The 15,001-nt window shown below is 61.4% G+C and carries 13 protein-coding genes and 4 tRNA genes; 11 read left to right on the plus strand and 6 right to left on the minus strand.

Going from position 1 to position 15,001, the window contains the following annotated elements; translation table 11 throughout:
- Nucleotides 1–68: 68 nt before the first annotated feature.
- From BN1119_RS15940 to BN1119_RS15955, 4 genes are all read right to left on the minus strand, one after another.
- Nucleotides 69–145, minus strand: a tRNA-Pro gene (locus BN1119_RS15940).
- 62 nt (nt 146–207) lie between these two features.
- Nucleotides 208–293 (minus strand) — tRNA-Leu (locus tag BN1119_RS15945).
- 33 nt (nt 294–326) lie between these two features.
- A tRNA-His gene (locus BN1119_RS15950) sits at nt 327–402 on the minus strand.
- A gap of 53 nt (nt 403–455) precedes the next feature.
- Nucleotides 456–532, minus strand: a tRNA-Arg gene (locus tag BN1119_RS15955).
- 237 nt (nt 533–769) lie between these two features.
- On the opposite strand from BN1119_RS15955, the gene BN1119_RS15960 reads away from it, so the two are divergent.
- The 3 genes from BN1119_RS15960 to BN1119_RS15970 are packed head-to-tail and all read left to right on the plus strand — an operon-like array spanning nt 770 to nt 5,559.
- Nucleotides 770–1,360 (plus strand): TetR/AcrR family transcriptional regulator, encoded by a 591-nt coding sequence (locus BN1119_RS15960; protein WP_042000236.1) that lies wholly within the window; start codon nt 770–772, stop codon nt 1,358–1,360.
- Nucleotides 1,357–2,463, plus strand: coding sequence for an efflux RND transporter periplasmic adaptor subunit (locus BN1119_RS15965; RefSeq protein ID WP_042000239.1), 1,107 nt, complete (start codon nt 1,357–1,359; stop codon nt 2,461–2,463). Before BN1119_RS15960 ends, BN1119_RS15965 begins: the two co-directional genes overlap by 4 nt.
- A 15-nt stretch (nt 2,464–2,478) precedes the next feature.
- The gene (locus tag BN1119_RS15970) at nt 2,479–5,559 is read left to right on the plus strand and encodes a multidrug efflux RND transporter permease subunit (RefSeq protein ID WP_042000242.1); all 3,081 of its coding nucleotides are present in this window, start codon (nt 2,479–2,481) and stop codon (nt 5,557–5,559) included.
- Between the two features lie 125 nt (nt 5,560–5,684).
- On the opposite strand, the gene BN1119_RS15975 is transcribed toward BN1119_RS15970, so the two are convergent.
- The gene (locus BN1119_RS15975) at nt 5,685–6,689 is read right to left on the minus strand and encodes a substrate-binding domain-containing protein (protein ID WP_042000245.1); all 1,005 of its coding nucleotides are present in this window, start codon (nt 6,687–6,689) and stop codon (nt 5,685–5,687) included.
- Nucleotides 6,690–7,111: 422 nt separating this feature from the next.
- Between BN1119_RS15975 and BN1119_RS15980 the strand changes: the two genes are divergently transcribed.
- From BN1119_RS15980 to BN1119_RS16005, 6 genes are all read left to right on the plus strand, one after another.
- On the plus strand, nt 7,112–8,230 hold the full coding sequence (locus tag BN1119_RS15980; RefSeq protein WP_042000250.1) for a branched-chain amino acid ABC transporter substrate-binding protein: 1,119 nt from the start codon (nt 7,112–7,114) through the stop codon (nt 8,228–8,230).
- A gap of 69 nt (nt 8,231–8,299) precedes the next feature.
- Nucleotides 8,300–9,226 (plus strand): high-affinity branched-chain amino acid ABC transporter permease LivH, encoded by a 927-nt coding sequence (gene livH / locus BN1119_RS15985; protein ID WP_042000253.1) that lies wholly within the window; start codon nt 8,300–8,302, stop codon nt 9,224–9,226.
- Nucleotides 9,226–10,482: a high-affinity branched-chain amino acid ABC transporter permease LivM gene (locus tag BN1119_RS15990; protein ID WP_042000461.1), complete on the plus strand. Its 1,257-nt coding sequence runs from the start codon at nt 9,226–9,228 to the stop codon at nt 10,480–10,482. The genes livH and BN1119_RS15990 overlap by 1 nt, the downstream gene beginning before the upstream one ends.
- The gene (gene livG, locus BN1119_RS15995) at nt 10,479–11,246 is read left to right on the plus strand and encodes a high-affinity branched-chain amino acid ABC transporter ATP-binding protein LivG (RefSeq protein ID WP_042000256.1); all 768 of its coding nucleotides are present in this window, start codon (nt 10,479–10,481) and stop codon (nt 11,244–11,246) included. The genes BN1119_RS15990 and livG overlap by 4 nt, the downstream gene beginning before the upstream one ends.
- 16 nt (nt 11,247–11,262) lie before the next feature.
- Complete coding sequence (locus BN1119_RS16000) at nt 11,263–11,964, plus strand: ABC transporter ATP-binding protein (RefSeq protein WP_042000259.1); 702 nt, start codon at nt 11,263–11,265, stop codon at nt 11,962–11,964.
- Nucleotides 11,965–12,045: 81 nt separating this feature from the next.
- The gene (locus tag BN1119_RS16005; RefSeq protein WP_042000264.1) at nt 12,046–12,894 is read left to right on the plus strand and encodes a helix-turn-helix transcriptional regulator; all 849 of its coding nucleotides are present in this window, start codon (nt 12,046–12,048) and stop codon (nt 12,892–12,894) included.
- Here BN1119_RS16005 and BN1119_RS16010 read toward each other — a convergent pair.
- Nucleotides 12,873–13,466: a LysE family translocator gene (locus tag BN1119_RS16010; RefSeq protein WP_084205515.1), complete on the minus strand. Its 594-nt coding sequence runs from the start codon at nt 13,464–13,466 to the stop codon at nt 12,873–12,875. The two genes, BN1119_RS16005 and BN1119_RS16010, sit on opposite strands and share 22 nt — an antisense overlap.
- Before the next feature lie 170 nt (nt 13,467–13,636).
- Between BN1119_RS16010 and glpE the strand changes: the two genes are divergently transcribed.
- A complete protein-coding gene (gene glpE / locus BN1119_RS16015) occupies nt 13,637–13,960 on the plus strand; it encodes a thiosulfate sulfurtransferase GlpE (protein WP_042000270.1) in 324 nt (107 codons plus the stop codon).
- A gap of 29 nt (nt 13,961–13,989) precedes the next feature.
- Nucleotides 13,990–14,823 (plus strand): rhomboid family intramembrane serine protease GlpG, encoded by an 834-nt coding sequence (gene glpG, locus BN1119_RS16020; protein ID WP_042000464.1) that lies wholly within the window; start codon nt 13,990–13,992, stop codon nt 14,821–14,823.
- The last annotated feature ends 178 nt before the right edge of the window (nt 14,824–15,001 follow it).

Genomic DNA, 15,001 nt, shown 5'->3' on the forward strand with positions numbered 1-15,001 from the left:
ATACAGGCGGACTCGAGTCAGGGAGTCAGAATGCGAAAAACCCCGCCGAAGCGGGGTTTTTCTGAAGATGGTCGGTGATAAAGGATTCGAACCTTTGACCCTCTGGTCCCAAACCAGATGCGCTACCGGGCTGCGCTAATCACCGAAATAGTTGGTATTCAAAAACAAAAAATGACCTTGCCGGTCATCTCTCGCATTCAGTCGGTATGGTGCGAAGAGAGGGACTCGAACCCTCACACCCGGGGGGCACTAACACCTGAAGCTAGCGCGTCTACCAATTCCGCCACCTTCGCGTACCTAACCAACTGTCACTTCTTCAGCTTGAATGGGGTGGCTGATGGGGCTCGAACCCACGACAACCGGAATCACAATCCGGGACTCTACCAACTGAGCTACAGCCACCACAACTGTTTTTTTTCGTTCCACAACACGCCCGCTATTCGGCGCACGTTTGATGGTGCGCCCGACAGGATTCGAACCTGTGACCTCTGCCTCCGGAGGGCAGCGCTCTATCCAGCTGAGCTACGGGCGCTACGCTGTCGAACGGGGCGGATTATTCATTACCCGGGACAACTTGTCTACTCTTTTTTTATTTTATCGATTCAACTGCTTCTTTTTCAGTCACTTGGCATCCATTGCCATCACTAATCCGGTGTTAGGCCCAGATCGGCACCAAGATAGCTCGTTTATGCTGCTTCTGTTTCCTTGACTTGCTTCCACATGATCCTAGAATGAATGAACGTTCATTCATGCGATCACCACAAGAGCCATGGACAAGAAAGAACGCATCTTCGATGCGGCACACGACATTCTCGCCGAACAGGGCTTCCATGGCCTCTCTATCGCCATGGTCGCCAAGCAAGCAAGGGTAGCGACCGGAACCATTTATCGTTATTTTAGCGATAAGGAAGACCTGATACGCCTGCTTTATCGGCACACCATCCAACAATGTCATGATCTGATCATGAGTGACGTGGATATAGAAGAGACAACGTTCACGCAATATCGACAACTGTGGCTCAATGTTCATCAGATCTTTGCCTCCGACCCCAATGCCCTCACCTGCAAGTTGCAGTATGAGAGTTCGCCGCTAGCCTGTGAGCTGGAGAAGGACCCCGTCATACTGGCGCTGTGGGAACCCCTGGATCGCTTCTATGAGCGGGGACGGGCATCGGGACTGTTTATCGATCTGCCGATCCGTGTGTTGCAGACTCTCAGCCTGGAAAGCGCAGCCCAGCTGATGCAACAGTGCCGGGTGCATGAACTGGAACTGACGGACACCCAGCAGGAGGCGGTCATACACGCCAGCTGGCAAGCCATATTACAACCCTCAACCTCTCTACCAGGAATCTGTTCATGAAAAAGTGGATGGTCATAATGTTGTTGATCGCGCTCGCCCTCTTTGGCAGCGTCATCGGCTTCAACATGTTCAAGCAGAAGAAGATTGCCGAGTACATGGCCAACCGGCCCGAGCCTGAATTCCCGGTGACCGCCATGGTCGCCCAGGCGCAGGACTGGACCCCGACCATAGAGGCGATCGGCTTCATCGAGCCAAACCAGGGGGTCACGCTGTCGACCGAGCTGGCGGGCACCATAGACCAGATCGCCTTCGAATCCGGGATGGCCGTCAAGGCTGACCAGCTGCTGATCGGACTGGACTCCAGCGTCGAGAAGGCCAATCTGCGCTCCTCCACCGCCAGATTGCCCGCCGCCCGGGCCAAGTTCGAACGCTACCAGAACCTCTACCAGAAGAACTCCATCTCCCGGGATCAGCTCGATGACGCCGAAGCCAGCTACCGCTCCCTGGAGGCCGACATCGAGAGCCTGAGGGCGACTATAGCTCGCCGGGAAGTGCGTGCACCGTTCGCCGGTGTCGTCGGCCTGCGCAATGTCTTCCTCGGCCAGTACATGGAGCCGGGCACCGAGATAGTGCGCCTGGAAGACATCAGCGTGATGCGCCTGCGCTTCACCGTGCCCCAGACCGATATCTCCAAGATATCCCTGGGCCAGACCATCAAGATCGGCGTGGATGCCTATCCGCAGACCGAGTTCAACGGCAAGATCAGCGCCATCGAGCCCGCCGTCAACTACCAGAGCGGCCTGATCCAGGTGCAGGCCGACATCCCGAACAATGGCGGCAAACTGCGCTCCGGCATGTTCGCCCGTGCCAGCATCATTCTGCCGACCATCAAGGATCAGATAGTGCTGCCGCAAAATGCCATCACCTTCACCCTGTATGGCCAGAACGTCTATGTCATCAAGGAGAAGGACGGCGTCAAGCGTGCCACTCAGGTGGTGGTCAAGGTTGGCGAGCGTCGCGGCAATGACGCCCATATTCTGAGCGGCCTCAAGGCTGGCGATGAAGTGGTGCTGTCCGGGCAGGTGCGACTGAGTAACGACACCAAGGTCAAGGTCGAACAGAACGACGCCCTGGCCGTCCCGGCACAAACCCCGATGCTGTAAGCGCGGAGATCCGTAATGCGATTTACTGACATATTCATAAAGCGGCCCGTGCTGGCGATCTCGATCAGTTTCCTGATCGCCCTGCTCGGCTTCCAGGCCATCTTCAAGATGCAGGTGCGGGAGTATCCCGAGGTCATCAACACCGTCATCACGGTCAACACCAGCTACTATGGCGCCAGCTCCGACCTGATCCAGGGGTTCATCACCCAGCCCCTGGAACAAGCCATCGCCCAGGCAGACAACATCGACTTCATGACCTCCTCCAGTCAGCTTGGCAGCTCGACCGTGACGGCCTACATGAAGCTGAACACGGATCCCAACGCCGCCCTGTCCGACATACTGGCCAAGGTCAACTCGGTGCGATCCCAGCTGCCCAAGGAGTCTGAGGACCCGTCCGTCACCTCATCGACCGGCTCCACCACAGCGGTGCTCTACCTCGGCTTCACCAGCCCCGAGCTCAACTCGAGCCAGATCACCGACTACCTGGAGCGGGTCATCAAGCCCCAGCTGTTCACCGTGGGCGGCGTCTCCAAGGTGGATCTCTACGGGGGGACCGAGTTCGCCCTGCGAGTCTGGCTGGATCCGGCCAAGATGGCGGCGTTCGATCTGACCGCCAGCGACGTGATGACAGTGCTCAACAGCAACAACTATCAGTCGGCCACCGGTCAGTCCACCGGCTATTTCATGCTGTTCAACGGCGATGCCAAGACCCAGGTCACGGATACCGAGGAGCTCAAACGCCTGGTGGTCTCGACCCGGGAAGGCAAGGTGATCCGCCTGTCCGACATCGCCAAGGTCAGTCTGGAGAAGAGCCACGATATCTATCGCGCCACCGCCAACGGTCGTGAAGCCGTGGTCCTGGCCATCAACGCCTCCCCGACCGCCAACCCGATCAACATAGCCCACGACGTGCTGGCCATGCTGCCCAGCCTCAAGAGCAACATGCCGAGCACCATGGAGCTGAACATCCTCTATGACTCGACCGTGGCGATCAACGAATCCATCAACGAGGTCATCAAGACCATACTGGAGGCGGCCGCCATCGTACTGGTGGTGATCACCCTGTTCCTGGGCTCCTTCCGTGCCGTCATCATCCCCATCATCACCATTCCCTTGAGTCTGATCGGGGTAGTGATGGTGATGGACATGTTCGGTTTCTCCATCAACCTCATGACCCTGCTGGCCATGGTGCTCGCCATCGGTCTGGTGGTGGATGATGCCATCGTGGTACTGGAGAACGTCGACCGACACATCAAGGAGGGTGAAGAACCATTCCGGGCCGCCATCATAGGCACCCGGGAGATAGCCGTGCCCGTCATCGCCATGACCCTGACCCTGGCGGCCGTGTACGCCCCCATCGCCCTGATGGGTGGCATCACGGGCTCCCTGTTCAAGGAGTTCGCCCTGACCCTGGCGGGGGCCGTGTTCGTGTCGGGCATCATAGCCCTGACCCTCTCCCCCATGATGTGCTCCGTGATGCTCAAGGCCAATGCCAAGCCGGGCAAGTTCGAGAGCACTGTGCACCACCTGCTCGAACGCATGACGGAGCGCTACGATCGCATGCTGCACGCCGTGATGCACAAGCGCCCCGTGGTCATAGTGTTCGCCATCATAGTGTTCGGCAGCCTGCCGCTGCTGTTCAAGTTCATCCCGAGCGAACTGGCGCCGTCCGAAGACAAGGGCGTCATGGCGGTGCTGGGCACGGCGCCCTCGAACGCCAACCTGGACTACATAGAAAACACCATGAAGGACGTGAACAAGATCCTGGATGACCAGCCTGAGATCGCCTATTCACAAGTCTTCTCCGGTGTGTTCAACGCCAACCAGGCCTTCGGCATCGCCTCTCTCAAGCCCTGGAGCGAACGGGAAGCGAGCCAGAAAGAGGTGCTCGACAGGGTTGGCCAGCAGGTACAGCACATCCCCGGCATGTCCATCACCACCTTCCAGTTCCCCGAACTGCCGGGTGCCTCCAGTGGCTTGCCGATCCAGTTCGTCATCACCACCCCCAACAGCTTCGAGAGCCTCTTCATCGTGGCCAGCGAGATGTTGACCGCAGCCCAGGCCAGTGGCCAGTTCGTCTATTCGGATCTCGATCTGAACTATGACTCGGCCACCATGAAGATCAGCATCGACAAGGACAAGGCCGGTGCCTACGGCATCACCATGCAGGACATAGGCGTCACCATGGGCACCATGATGGCGGATGGCTACGTCAACCGTATCGATCTGGATGGCCGCTCCTACGAGGTGATCCCGCAGGTGGAACGCAAGTACCGCCTCAACCCCGAGTCCATGAAGGGCTACTATGTGCGTGCCGCCGATGGCCGTGCCGTGCCGCTCGGCAGCCTGATCTCCATCGAGGTAGTCGGCGAGCCCCGCGCCCTGCCCCACTTCAACCAGCTCAACTCGGCCACCATTGGCGCCGTGCCCACCCCGGGCGTCGCCATGGGGGATGCCATCGGCTGGTTCGAGACGGCCGCCGCCGACAAGCTGCCCCAGGGCTACCGTTACGACTTCATGGGCGAGGCACGCCAGTTCGTCACCGAGGGTAGTGCCCTCTACGCCACCTTCGCCCTGGCCCTGGCCATCATCTTCCTGGTGCTGGCCATCCAGTTCGAATCCGTGCGCGACCCCCTGGTGATCATGGTGTCGGTGCCGCTGGCCATCAGCGGTGCCCTGATCGCCCTGGCCTGGGGCATGGCCACCATGAACATCTACTCCCAGGTGGGCCTGATCACCCTCGTTGGCTTGATCACCAAGCACGGCATCCTGATCTGCGAGGTGGCCAAGGAGGAGCAGCTGCTGCACGGCATGAACCGGATGGAAGCCGTGATGCAGGCGGCCAAGGTGCGACTGCGCCCGATCCTGATGACCACGGCGGCCATGATAGCCGGCCTGATCCCGCTGCTGTACGCGACCGGCGCCGGCGCCGCCCAGCGCTTCAGCATCGGCATCGTCATCGTGGCGGGTCTGGCCATCGGCACCCTGTTCACCCTGTTCGTGCTGCCGGTCATCTACACCTTCCTGGCATCCGAGCATGAGCCGCTCAAGGAGTTCGACGAGTCGATCCCTCCCAAGGCGAAGGGGGGTCATTGATCCCCTGACGCAAGAGGCCCCGCGAGGGGCCTCTTTTCTATCCGCATCCAGGGCCCGGCGACGGGCCAATAAAAAGCGGCCACCCCGGGGTGGCCGCTCTCATGTCTGTCTCTTCTCTCGCAGGATCAGCCCAGACGCTTGACCGAGCGACGCACGATCAGTTCCGGCTGCACCGTCATGGACTCGACTTCGAGCTCCTTGTTGCGGATCCGGCTCACCAGCTGCTGCACCGCCAACAGGCCCAGCTCGGCCTTGGGGTGGCGAATGGTGGTGAGCGGCGGGCTGGAGAAACGCGCCATCTCAACGTCGTCATAGCCGATGACGGAGATGTCGTCCGGCACCTTGACCCCCGCCTCCCAGGCGGCGCAGATGGCACCGATCGCCATGGGATCGTCGAAGGCGAACACCGCGGTCGGCCGCGGCGTCAGGGCCAGGATGCGCTGCATCTGGTCGAACCCGCTCTGGCTCTCGTAATCCCCTTCGAAGATCTGCTCCTCTTTCAGGGTGAGGCCCTGCTCGGCCAGGGCATCGCGCACCCCGTCCAGGCGCTGCTGGGTAGTCGGCTTGTCGAGATGCCCCGTGATGCAGACGATCTCCCTGTGACCCTGCTCCAGCAGGTGGCTGACCGCCATGCCGGCACCGATGCGGGCGTTGTCGTTGATGACGTTGGCAAAGTCGCACTCTGTGCCCCAATCCAGCACCACCTGGGGCACGTTCTTGTGAATGCGCAACATGTCACGCAGCGGCGTGTCTATGTCGGTCCCCAGCACCAGCAGGCCATCGACCCGCTTCTCCATCAGCATCTTGAGGTAGTGCTGCTGGCGAGGTGGCTGGTTCTCGGTGTTGCACAGGATCAGGCTGTAACCCTGCTCGAAGCAGTAAGCCTCGACACCGCGCACCACTTCCGCGAAGAAGGGGTTGGCACTGGTGGTCACCAGCATGCCTATGGTCTTGGTCGAATTGATCTTGAGGCTGCGCGCCACCGAATTGGGTGCGTAGTTGAGCTCTGCCACCGCCTCAAGCACTTTCTGGGTCGCGTCTTCGCTGACCCGACGGGTGTGATTGAGTACATGTGAGACGGTGGAGATGGATACGCCCGCCCGTGAGGCGACATCTTTGATTGTGGCCATCTCTGTCTCCTGAATATCAAAAAGCGGAACCTTAGCAGATTTCCCGAATAAAGGCTTGAAATTCACGGGAACTGTCAAGCAATTACCGCTGCCGGCTAATCTAGGTGCTCCCCCTGATTTGCGCAAACGGATTTTGAACGAAATGGGAGCAGCATCAGAGTAAAAACTCCCCAGCTTTTTCCGCTATCAAATCAAACAGATTCAAATGTTAACTTGATGTTGCCGAGGCAATTCAGCAGGAAACACCAGCTAAATGTCTATACATAGCGATTAGCTTCATTCAAGCCCCTGCAAGTCCCCCCCCTGCCAGATCTTTAACAGCTTGTTATTACCGGGGCAGGAGTGATAGAACCTTAGCTATTGCCGGATAAGCGGGAAGTCTGTCCGGAGTGAAACAATCCACTGATTAAAGGGACGAATCTATGAATAACTGGAGCAAGGTAGCGGTCAGGGCAGCGGTTTCTATGGCGCTGTTTGGTTCTGTTTCCATGGCACATGCCGCCGACACCATCAAGATTGGCATCGCCGGACCCGTCACTGGACCGGTCGCCCAATATGGTGACATGCAGTTCACCGGCGGCAAGATGGCGGTCGAGATGATCAACAAGGCCGGCGGCATCAAGGGCAAGCAGATCGAAGCCGTCATCTATGACGATGCCTGCGATCCCAAGCAGGCGGTAGCCATCGCCAACAAGGTGATCAACGACGGCGTCAAGTTCGTGGTGGGCCACCTCTGCTCCGACAACACCCTGCCCGCCTCCGACATCTATGAAGATGAAGGGGTGCTGATGGTGACTCCCGCCTCCACCAACCCCAAGATCACCGAGCGTGGCTACCAGCTGACCCTGCGTACCATAGGTCTGGACAGCGACCAGGGCCCGACCGCCGCCAAGTACATCATCGAGCAGATCAAGCCCCAGCGCGTCGCCGTCATCCACGACAAGAAGCAGTACGGTGAAGGCATCGCCTCCAGCGTGAAGGCCGCACTGGACAAGGCCGGCGTCAAGGTGGTGGCATTTGAAGGCATCACGGCCGGGGACAAGGACTTCTCCGCCCTGATCGCCAAGTTGCAGAAAGAGAACGTCGACTTCGTCTACTACGGCGGCTATCACCCCGAGCTGGGTCTGATCCTGCGTCAGGCGAACGAGAAGGGCCTCAAGGCCAAGTTCATGGGTCCGGAAGGGGTGGGCAACAAGGATATCTCCGCCATCGGCGGCCAGGGTTCCGAGGGGCTGCTGGTGACCCTGCCGAACAAGTATGACCTGGTCCCGGCCAACGCCCCGATCGTGGCCGCCTTCAAGGCCAAGGGTCAGGACTCTTCCGGTCCCTTCGTCTGGACCACCTATGCTGCGGTCCAGACCCTGGCGGCCGGTATCGCGCAGGCGGGTGAAGACCCGATGGCCGTGGAAAAAGCCATCAAGGCCAGCACCATAGACACCGTCATGGGCCCCCTCAGCTGGGCGCCGAATGGCGATCTGAAAGGCTTCGAGTTCGGTGTGTTCGAGTGGCACGCCGACGGCACCTCTACCCAGCTCAAATAATAAATCTGCCGGAGGGGGTGAGCATGCTCACCCCCTCACGTCTTTGCGGGCAAGTACAGGGAACGCAGTATGTCCGAACACATTCTCTATTTTGTTCAGCAGTTGCTGAACGGATTGACCATAGGTAGCACCTATGCGTTGATCGCCATCGGCTACACCATGGTCTATGGCATCATCGGCATGATCAACTTCGCCCACGGCGAGGTCTACATGATCGGCTCTTATGTCGCCTTCATGGTCATGGCCGCCCTCATGATGATGGGCATAGACGCCACGACCGTCCTGCTGGGCGCCGCCTTCCTCATCAGTATCATAGTGACCGGCACCTATGGCTGGACCATAGAGCGGGTCGCCTACCGCCCCTTGCGCGGCGGCAACCGTCTCATCCCCCTGATCTCCGCCATCGGCATGTCGATCTTCCTGCAGAACATGATGCGCATGGCGCAGGGTTCGCGTGACATCGCCATGCCGACCCTGATCAGCGGTGGCTGGACCCTGGGTGGCGAGGATGGCTTCCAGGCCAGCCTCTCCTACATGCAGCTGGTCATCTTCGTGGTCACCTTCATCACCATGCTGGCGCTGACCCAGTTCATCAATCGCTCCCGCATGGGGCGTGCCTGCCGCGCCTGTTCGGAAGACATCAAGATGGCAAACCTGCTGGGGATAGACACCCATGTGGTCATCTCCATCACCTTCGTGCTGGGGGCCACCCTCGCCGCCGTTGCTGGGGTACTGCTCGGCATGTATTACGGTGTCATCAACCCCTACCTCGGTTTCATGGCCGGGCTGAAGGCGTTCACCGCCGCTGTCTTGGGCGGCATCGGCAGCATTCCGGGCGCCGTGCTCGGCGGCCTGCTGCTGGGGGTGGTCGAAGCCCTCACCGCCGGTTATCTCAGTACCGAATACAAGGATGTGATGGCCTTCGCCCTGCTCATCTTCGTGTTGCTGTTCATGCCGACAGGTATCCTGGGCCGCCCGGAGGTCGAGAAAGTATGATGAAACGCCAATTCATTCATGCCTGCGTCGCCAGCCTGGTGCTGATGGTGCTCTCCTTCTGGCTGCTGGGCTTCAAGCTCGAGACCGAAGGCACCCGCTTGCTGGTGGTGAGCCGCCTCGATGTGTCCCTCGCCTGGCTGCTGGGGGGCGCCGCCCTGGTATTCTGCTTCCAGCTGCTGCGCAGCCAGATCCTGGGGCTGTTCACGGGCTCCACCAGCGGCTTTGCCAAGCTGGTGCTGCCAAGCCCCGAGCAGGCGCCGCGCCTCTACAACAGCGCGGCCCTGATCGTGCTGCTGCTGGCGGTCAGCTGGCCCTTCGTCGCCTCCCGGGGCGCCGTGGACCTCGCCACCCTCACCCTGATCTACATCATGCTGGGGCTGGGGTTGAACGTGGTGGTCGGCCTCGCCGGCCTGCTGGATCTCGGTTATGTCGGCTTCTACGCGGTCGGCGCCTACAGCTATGCCCTGCTCAATACCTATTTCGGCCTGAGCTTCTGGGAGTGCCTGCCCATCGCCGGTGGCATGGCCGCCCTGTTCGGCTTCCTGCTCGGCTTCCCCGTGCTGCGGCTGAGGGGGGACTATCTGGCCATCGTCACCCTGGGCTTTGGCGAGATCATCCGCATCCTGCTCAACAATCTCACCTCTCTCACCGGTGGCCCGAACGGCATCTCCGGCATTCCCAAACCCACCCTGGGGGGGCTGGAGTTCAATCGTACCGTCAAGGATGACGGCTTTGGCACCTTCCACGACTTCTTCGGCATCGCCTACAACGCCAACCACAAGGTGATTTTCCTCTATCTGATGGCACTGGTGCTGGTGATTGCGACCCTGTTCGTCATCAATCGCCTGCTGCGCATGCCGCTCGGCCGCGCCTGGGAAGCGCTGCGGGAAGACGAGATCGCCTGCAAGTCGCTCGGGCTCAACCCCACCATCATCAAGCTGACCGCCTTCACCATAGGCGCCTGCTTCGCGGGCTTTGCCGGCAGCTTCTTCGCCTCGCGCCAGGGCTTCATCAGTCCGGAATCCTTCGTCTTCATCGAATCAGCCATCGTGCTCGCCATCGTGGTGCTGGGGGGCATGGGCTCCCAGATCGGGGTGGTGCTGGCCGCCATCGTGATGACGGTGCTGCCTGAGCTGGCCCGTGAATTCAACGAGTACCGCATGCTGATGTTCGGCCTCTTGATGGTGTTCATGATGATCTGGCGTCCCCAGGGACTGCTGCCGATGACCAGACCACACTTGGAGCTGCAAAAATGAATCAGACGTTGTTAGAAGTCTCTGATCTGTCGATGCGTTTCGGCGGCTTGCTCGCGGTCAACGGCGTCAAGCTGGATGTGAACAAGGGAGAGGTGATCTCCATCATAGGGCCCAATGGCGCGGGCAAGACCACCATCTTCAACTGCCTGACCGGCTTCTATCGCCCGAGTGGCGGCACCATCCGCTATCGCGGCGAGGAGATCCAGGGGCTGCCCGGCCACCTCATCGCCCGCAAAGGGGTGGTGCGCACCTTCCAGCACGTGCGGCTGTTCAAGGAAATGACGGCGGTGGAGAACCTGCTGGTGGCCCAGCACAGGCACCTCAACACCGGCTTCCTCGCCGGCCTGTTCAAGACGCCGGCCTTCCGCCGCGCCGAGCAGGAGGGGCTGGAGCAGGCGGCATACTGGCTGGAGAAGGTGGGCCTCAAGGATCTGGCCAACCGCCCCGCCGGCAACCTGGCCTACGGTCAGCAGCGTCGCCTCGAGATCGCCCGCTGCATGGCCACCAAGCCGGAGCTGCTGATGCTGGATGAACCCGCCGCCGGTCTCAACCCCAACGAGACCGACGATCTCAACGCCCTCATCGTCGGGTTGCGGGACGAATTCGAGGTCTCGGTGCTGCTCATCGAGCACGATATGAAGCTGGTCATGGATATCTCGGACCGCATCTTCGTGGTCAATCAGGGCACGCCGCTGGCCAACGGCAAGCCGGATGAGATCCGTAACAACCCGGCCGTGATCAAGGCCTATCTGGGCGAATCGTAGGGCCCAAGGAGTCAGGATGTTAGAACTTCGCAACGTATCGACCCACTACGGCAAGATCCAGGCGCTGCATAACGTCAGCGTCGAGGTAAAAGAGGGGGAAATCGTCACCCTGATCGGCGCCAATGGCGCCGGCAAGACCACACTGCTGATGACCCTGTGCGGCGAGCCCAAGCCCAGCAGCGGCAGCATCTGGTTCGAGGGAGAACAGATAGACTCCCTCAGCACGGCCCGCATCATGCGCAAGGACATCGCCGTGGTGCCGGAGGGGCGCCGCATCTTCGCCCGTCTGACGGTAGAGGAGAACCTGAGGATGGGGGCCTTCTTCGTCGACAAGGCCGAGCAGCACGGTCTGCTGGATCAGGTGTTCACCCTGTTCCCGCGCCTGCACGAGCGGCTGGAGCAGCGGGCAGGCACCATGTCCGGCGGCGAGCAGCAGATGCTGGCCATCGGTCGCGCCCTGATGAGCAAGCCGCGCCTGCTGCTGCTCGATGAGCCCTCCCTGGGGCTGGCCCCCATCATCATCCAGCAGATCTTCGACACCATAGAGCAGCTGCGCCAGAAGGGGATGACCATCTTCCTGGTGGAGCAGAACGCCAACCAGGCCCTCAAGCTGGCGGACAGGGGCTATGTGCTGGAGAACGGCCACGTGGTGCTGCAAGACTCGGGGGCGGCCCTGCTGGCCAACCCCGCCGTGCGCCAGGCCTATCTGGGTGGCTGACAAGGTGCGCCAGGCCAGGAGCTGTCTCCTGCTGGCGCCATCACCGCCGGGGGGCGTCACATCGACCCGGAGGAACAAACCATGAGCAGGGCCGGAACCACGCCGGATCGCCACCAGTTCTGGCGTGATCCGGCCCTGCCCTTCATCGAGGCGCGCGCCGTGCAGGATGGCCGCCGCGTCTGCTACGACAAGCACAGTCACCCCCACTTCTCCATCGGCGCCATCACCGGCGGCCACAGCCAGTATCTCAACCAGCGCAGCAGGCAGGAGGTCGGCGGCGGCAGCCTGGTGCTGATGAACCCGGAAGAGGTTCACGCCTGCAACCCCATCGCGGATCAGCCCTGGTCCTATCTGATGTTCTACCTCGACCTGGACTGGCTGGGTTGCCAACAGCAAGAGGCCGGCCTTGGCACCGAATTTCGCCCCTTCGACATGACCGCCAGCCGGGATCCCCTGCTGTATGTCGCCTTGCAGCGCCTCTATCGCACCCTGCAAGACGAGGGGCAAGACCTCCTCGCCAAGGAGGTCGCCTGCCACCAGTTCAGCCACCTGCTACTGGCCAGGCTGACCCCCGCCAACTGGGGCCAGCGCCCTCCCCCACACCTGAAACGCGCCGCCGAGCTTATCAAGGATGAATGCGCCTCCCCCCTCACCCTGGAGCGGCTGAGCGCCGTGGCCGGGCTGACCCCCTCCCACTTCGTGCGCGCCTTCAGCCGTCATTACGGCATGACCCCCCACGCCTACCTGCTCAACCGACGCATCGGCCATGCCCGTGGCCTGCTGGCGCGCGGCCAGCCCCTGGCAGAGGTGGCGTTGGCGACGGGCTTCTCGGATCAGGCCCACTTCCAGCGCCAGTTCAAGCGACTGGTCGCCGCCACCCCGGGACAGTATCGCGCCCTGCGCCTCCCTCAGGACGAGCGCACCAGATAGGCGGCACTGAACAGCAGCAGAAGCGCCATCACCCGGTTGAACCAGCGCAGCCGCCGCGCACAGAGCAGGGCCTGCTGCAGGAAACTACCGGCATAGGCCCAGCAGGCGATGGAACCCAGGCAGATCACCAGATAGAGACAGGTGAACAGGATCACCTGCCCAGCGCCGCCCGCCACCCCGTATGCTCCCATCCCCATGCTGGCCGCCAGCCAGGCCTTGGGATTGAGCCACTGCATCAGGGCCCCGTACCAGAAGGCAGGGGGCGCGCCTCTCTCGGCCTCGATTTCCCCCTTGTCCCGTATCAGCAGCCAGGCCATGTAGCAGAGAAACAGGATGCCGCCCCAGTGGATGGCGCCCAGTGCCATGGGCCACTGCGACAGGGCGCCCCCCAGACCCAGTCCCATCAACAGCAGCAACAGGATGAAGCCCAGGGTGGCCCCTACCACATGGCGCAGGCTGGCCCGAAAACCGTACTGCGCCCCGGCGCTGAGGGCGACCAGATTGACCGGGCCGGGGGAGATGGACATGGCCAGGGCAAAGCCGGCCATGGATAACAACAGACTCAGTTCCATGGGTGACACTCGTTGCGACAATCGAGGTACCACCCTAACCGCCAGCCTGACCGCGATATTGAAGAAAATTGCGATCTCTTCCCATCGGGCCATGAACACATTGCGGGCTTAGCGCAACCGCACGCTTGCGGTAAACTGGCCGTCAATCAACCTATTCACAGGACATGCCCATGGACCAGTTTGCCCATATCAGCGCCCATGATGCCCACCAGAAGCTCCTCGCCGGCGAGGCTCGCCTGGTGGATATTCGCGACCCTCAATCCTTCGAGGCCGCTCACCCGGTCGGCGCCTTCCACCTCACCAATGGCACCCTGGTGCGCTTCATGGACGAGGTGGACTTCGACACCCCCGTCATCGTGATCTGCTACCACGGCAACAGCAGCCAGGGGGCGGCCCAGTACCTGCTACAACAGGGCTATGACGAGGTTTACAGCCTGGATGGCGGCTTTGAAGCCTGGCGCAAGGAGTTCCCCATCCAGGCGGGGGAGGAATGAGCGGCGCCGATGGCGACACTCCCGCCGGCATGATCCAGCTGCTGGTGCTGGGGGATGCCCGCATGGCCCAGGCCCTGGTGGACTATCTCACCACCCTGGGCATTGCCTGCGAGCTGACCCAGTCCGAGCTCGGCGTCAGCGTCTGGCTTGCGGACGAGCAGCGCCTGGCCCAGGCCCAGCTGGAGGTGAAACGCTTCCTGAGCGAACCCAATCACCCCCGCTACCTGGAGGCTTCCTGGCAGTCGGGCCGGGCCGACGCCCGCATCGACTACAGCAAGGGGATGGCGGATCCCGTCACCGACTTCCTGCACCATGCCGGGCCCCTGACCCTGCTGGTCATCGTCGCCTGCCTCGCCATCTACGCCCTGCAAGCCATAGGGCTGCCCCTCTTCGATCTGCTGGCGTTCCACCCGACCCTGGCCCAGTTCGGCGACTGGCAGGCCTGGCGCTACGTCACCCCGGCCTTCATCCACTTCTCCGTGCTGCACCTGGTGTTCAACCTGCTGTGGTGGTGGTATCTCGGCGGCCAGATAGAGCAGCGCCTGGGCAGCGGCAAGCTGCTGATCCTGCTGCTGGTCGGTGCCGCCCTGCCCAACATCGCCGAGTTCCTGGTGAGCGGCCCGCGCTTTGGCGGCCTCTCCGGGGTGGTCTATGCCCTGCTCGGCTACTGCTGGGTGCGAGGCAGATTGCAGCCAGCGTCCGGCTTCACCCTGCCCCCGGCCCTGATGGGCTTCATGCTGTTCTGGCTGGCGCTGGGGTTCTTCGATCTGCTGGGGACCAGCGTGGCCAACATGGCCCACCTGATGGGTTTGCTGGTCGGTCTGCTGCAAGGCTGGCTTGACCGCCACCACAAGCCGGTTTGAGGTGCTGTTGCCTGCTGGTTTAGCCTGCTCGGCAACCCCCATGATGGCCAACATGGTTCATCTAATGGGTTTGCTGGTCGGTCTGCTGCAAGGCTGGCTGGACAGGCACCCCAGGCCAGCCTGAGCCGATTTGCCATAAAAAAAAACGCCGCCCCAAGGGGCGGCGTTTTTTTATCGG

Origin of the sequence: Aeromonas bivalvium (assembly GCF_000819765.1) — a bacterium.
Taxonomy (GTDB): domain Bacteria; phylum Pseudomonadota; class Gammaproteobacteria; order Enterobacterales; family Aeromonadaceae; genus Aeromonas; species Aeromonas bivalvium.

Coding starts and splice junctions, on each gene's coding strand:
- glpG (WP_042000464.1), top strand. CDS start 13,990: ATGATCCAGCTGCTGGTGCTGGGGGATGCCCGCATGGCCCAGGCCCTG.
- BN1119_RS15975 (WP_042000245.1), bottom strand. CDS start 6,689: ATGGCCACAATCAAAGATGTCGCCTCACGGGCGGGCGTATCCATCTCC.
- BN1119_RS15990 (WP_042000461.1), top strand. CDS start 9,226: ATGAAACGCCAATTCATTCATGCCTGCGTCGCCAGCCTGGTGCTGATG.
- livG (WP_042000256.1), top strand. CDS start 10,479: ATGAATCAGACGTTGTTAGAAGTCTCTGATCTGTCGATGCGTTTCGGC.
- BN1119_RS16010 (WP_084205515.1), bottom strand. CDS start 13,466: ATGGAACTGAGTCTGTTGTTATCCATGGCCGGCTTTGCCCTGGCCATG.
- BN1119_RS15980 (WP_042000250.1), top strand. CDS start 7,112: ATGAATAACTGGAGCAAGGTAGCGGTCAGGGCAGCGGTTTCTATGGCG.
- BN1119_RS16000 (WP_042000259.1), top strand. CDS start 11,263: ATGTTAGAACTTCGCAACGTATCGACCCACTACGGCAAGATCCAGGCG.
- BN1119_RS15960 (WP_042000236.1), top strand. CDS start 770: ATGGACAAGAAAGAACGCATCTTCGATGCGGCACACGACATTCTCGCC.
- BN1119_RS15970 (WP_042000242.1), top strand. CDS start 2,479: ATGCGATTTACTGACATATTCATAAAGCGGCCCGTGCTGGCGATCTCG.
- BN1119_RS15965 (WP_042000239.1), top strand. CDS start 1,357: ATGAAAAAGTGGATGGTCATAATGTTGTTGATCGCGCTCGCCCTCTTT.
- glpE (WP_042000270.1), top strand. CDS start 13,637: ATGGACCAGTTTGCCCATATCAGCGCCCATGATGCCCACCAGAAGCTC.
- livH (WP_042000253.1), top strand. CDS start 8,300: ATGTCCGAACACATTCTCTATTTTGTTCAGCAGTTGCTGAACGGATTG.
- BN1119_RS16005 (WP_042000264.1), top strand. CDS start 12,046: ATGAGCAGGGCCGGAACCACGCCGGATCGCCACCAGTTCTGGCGTGAT.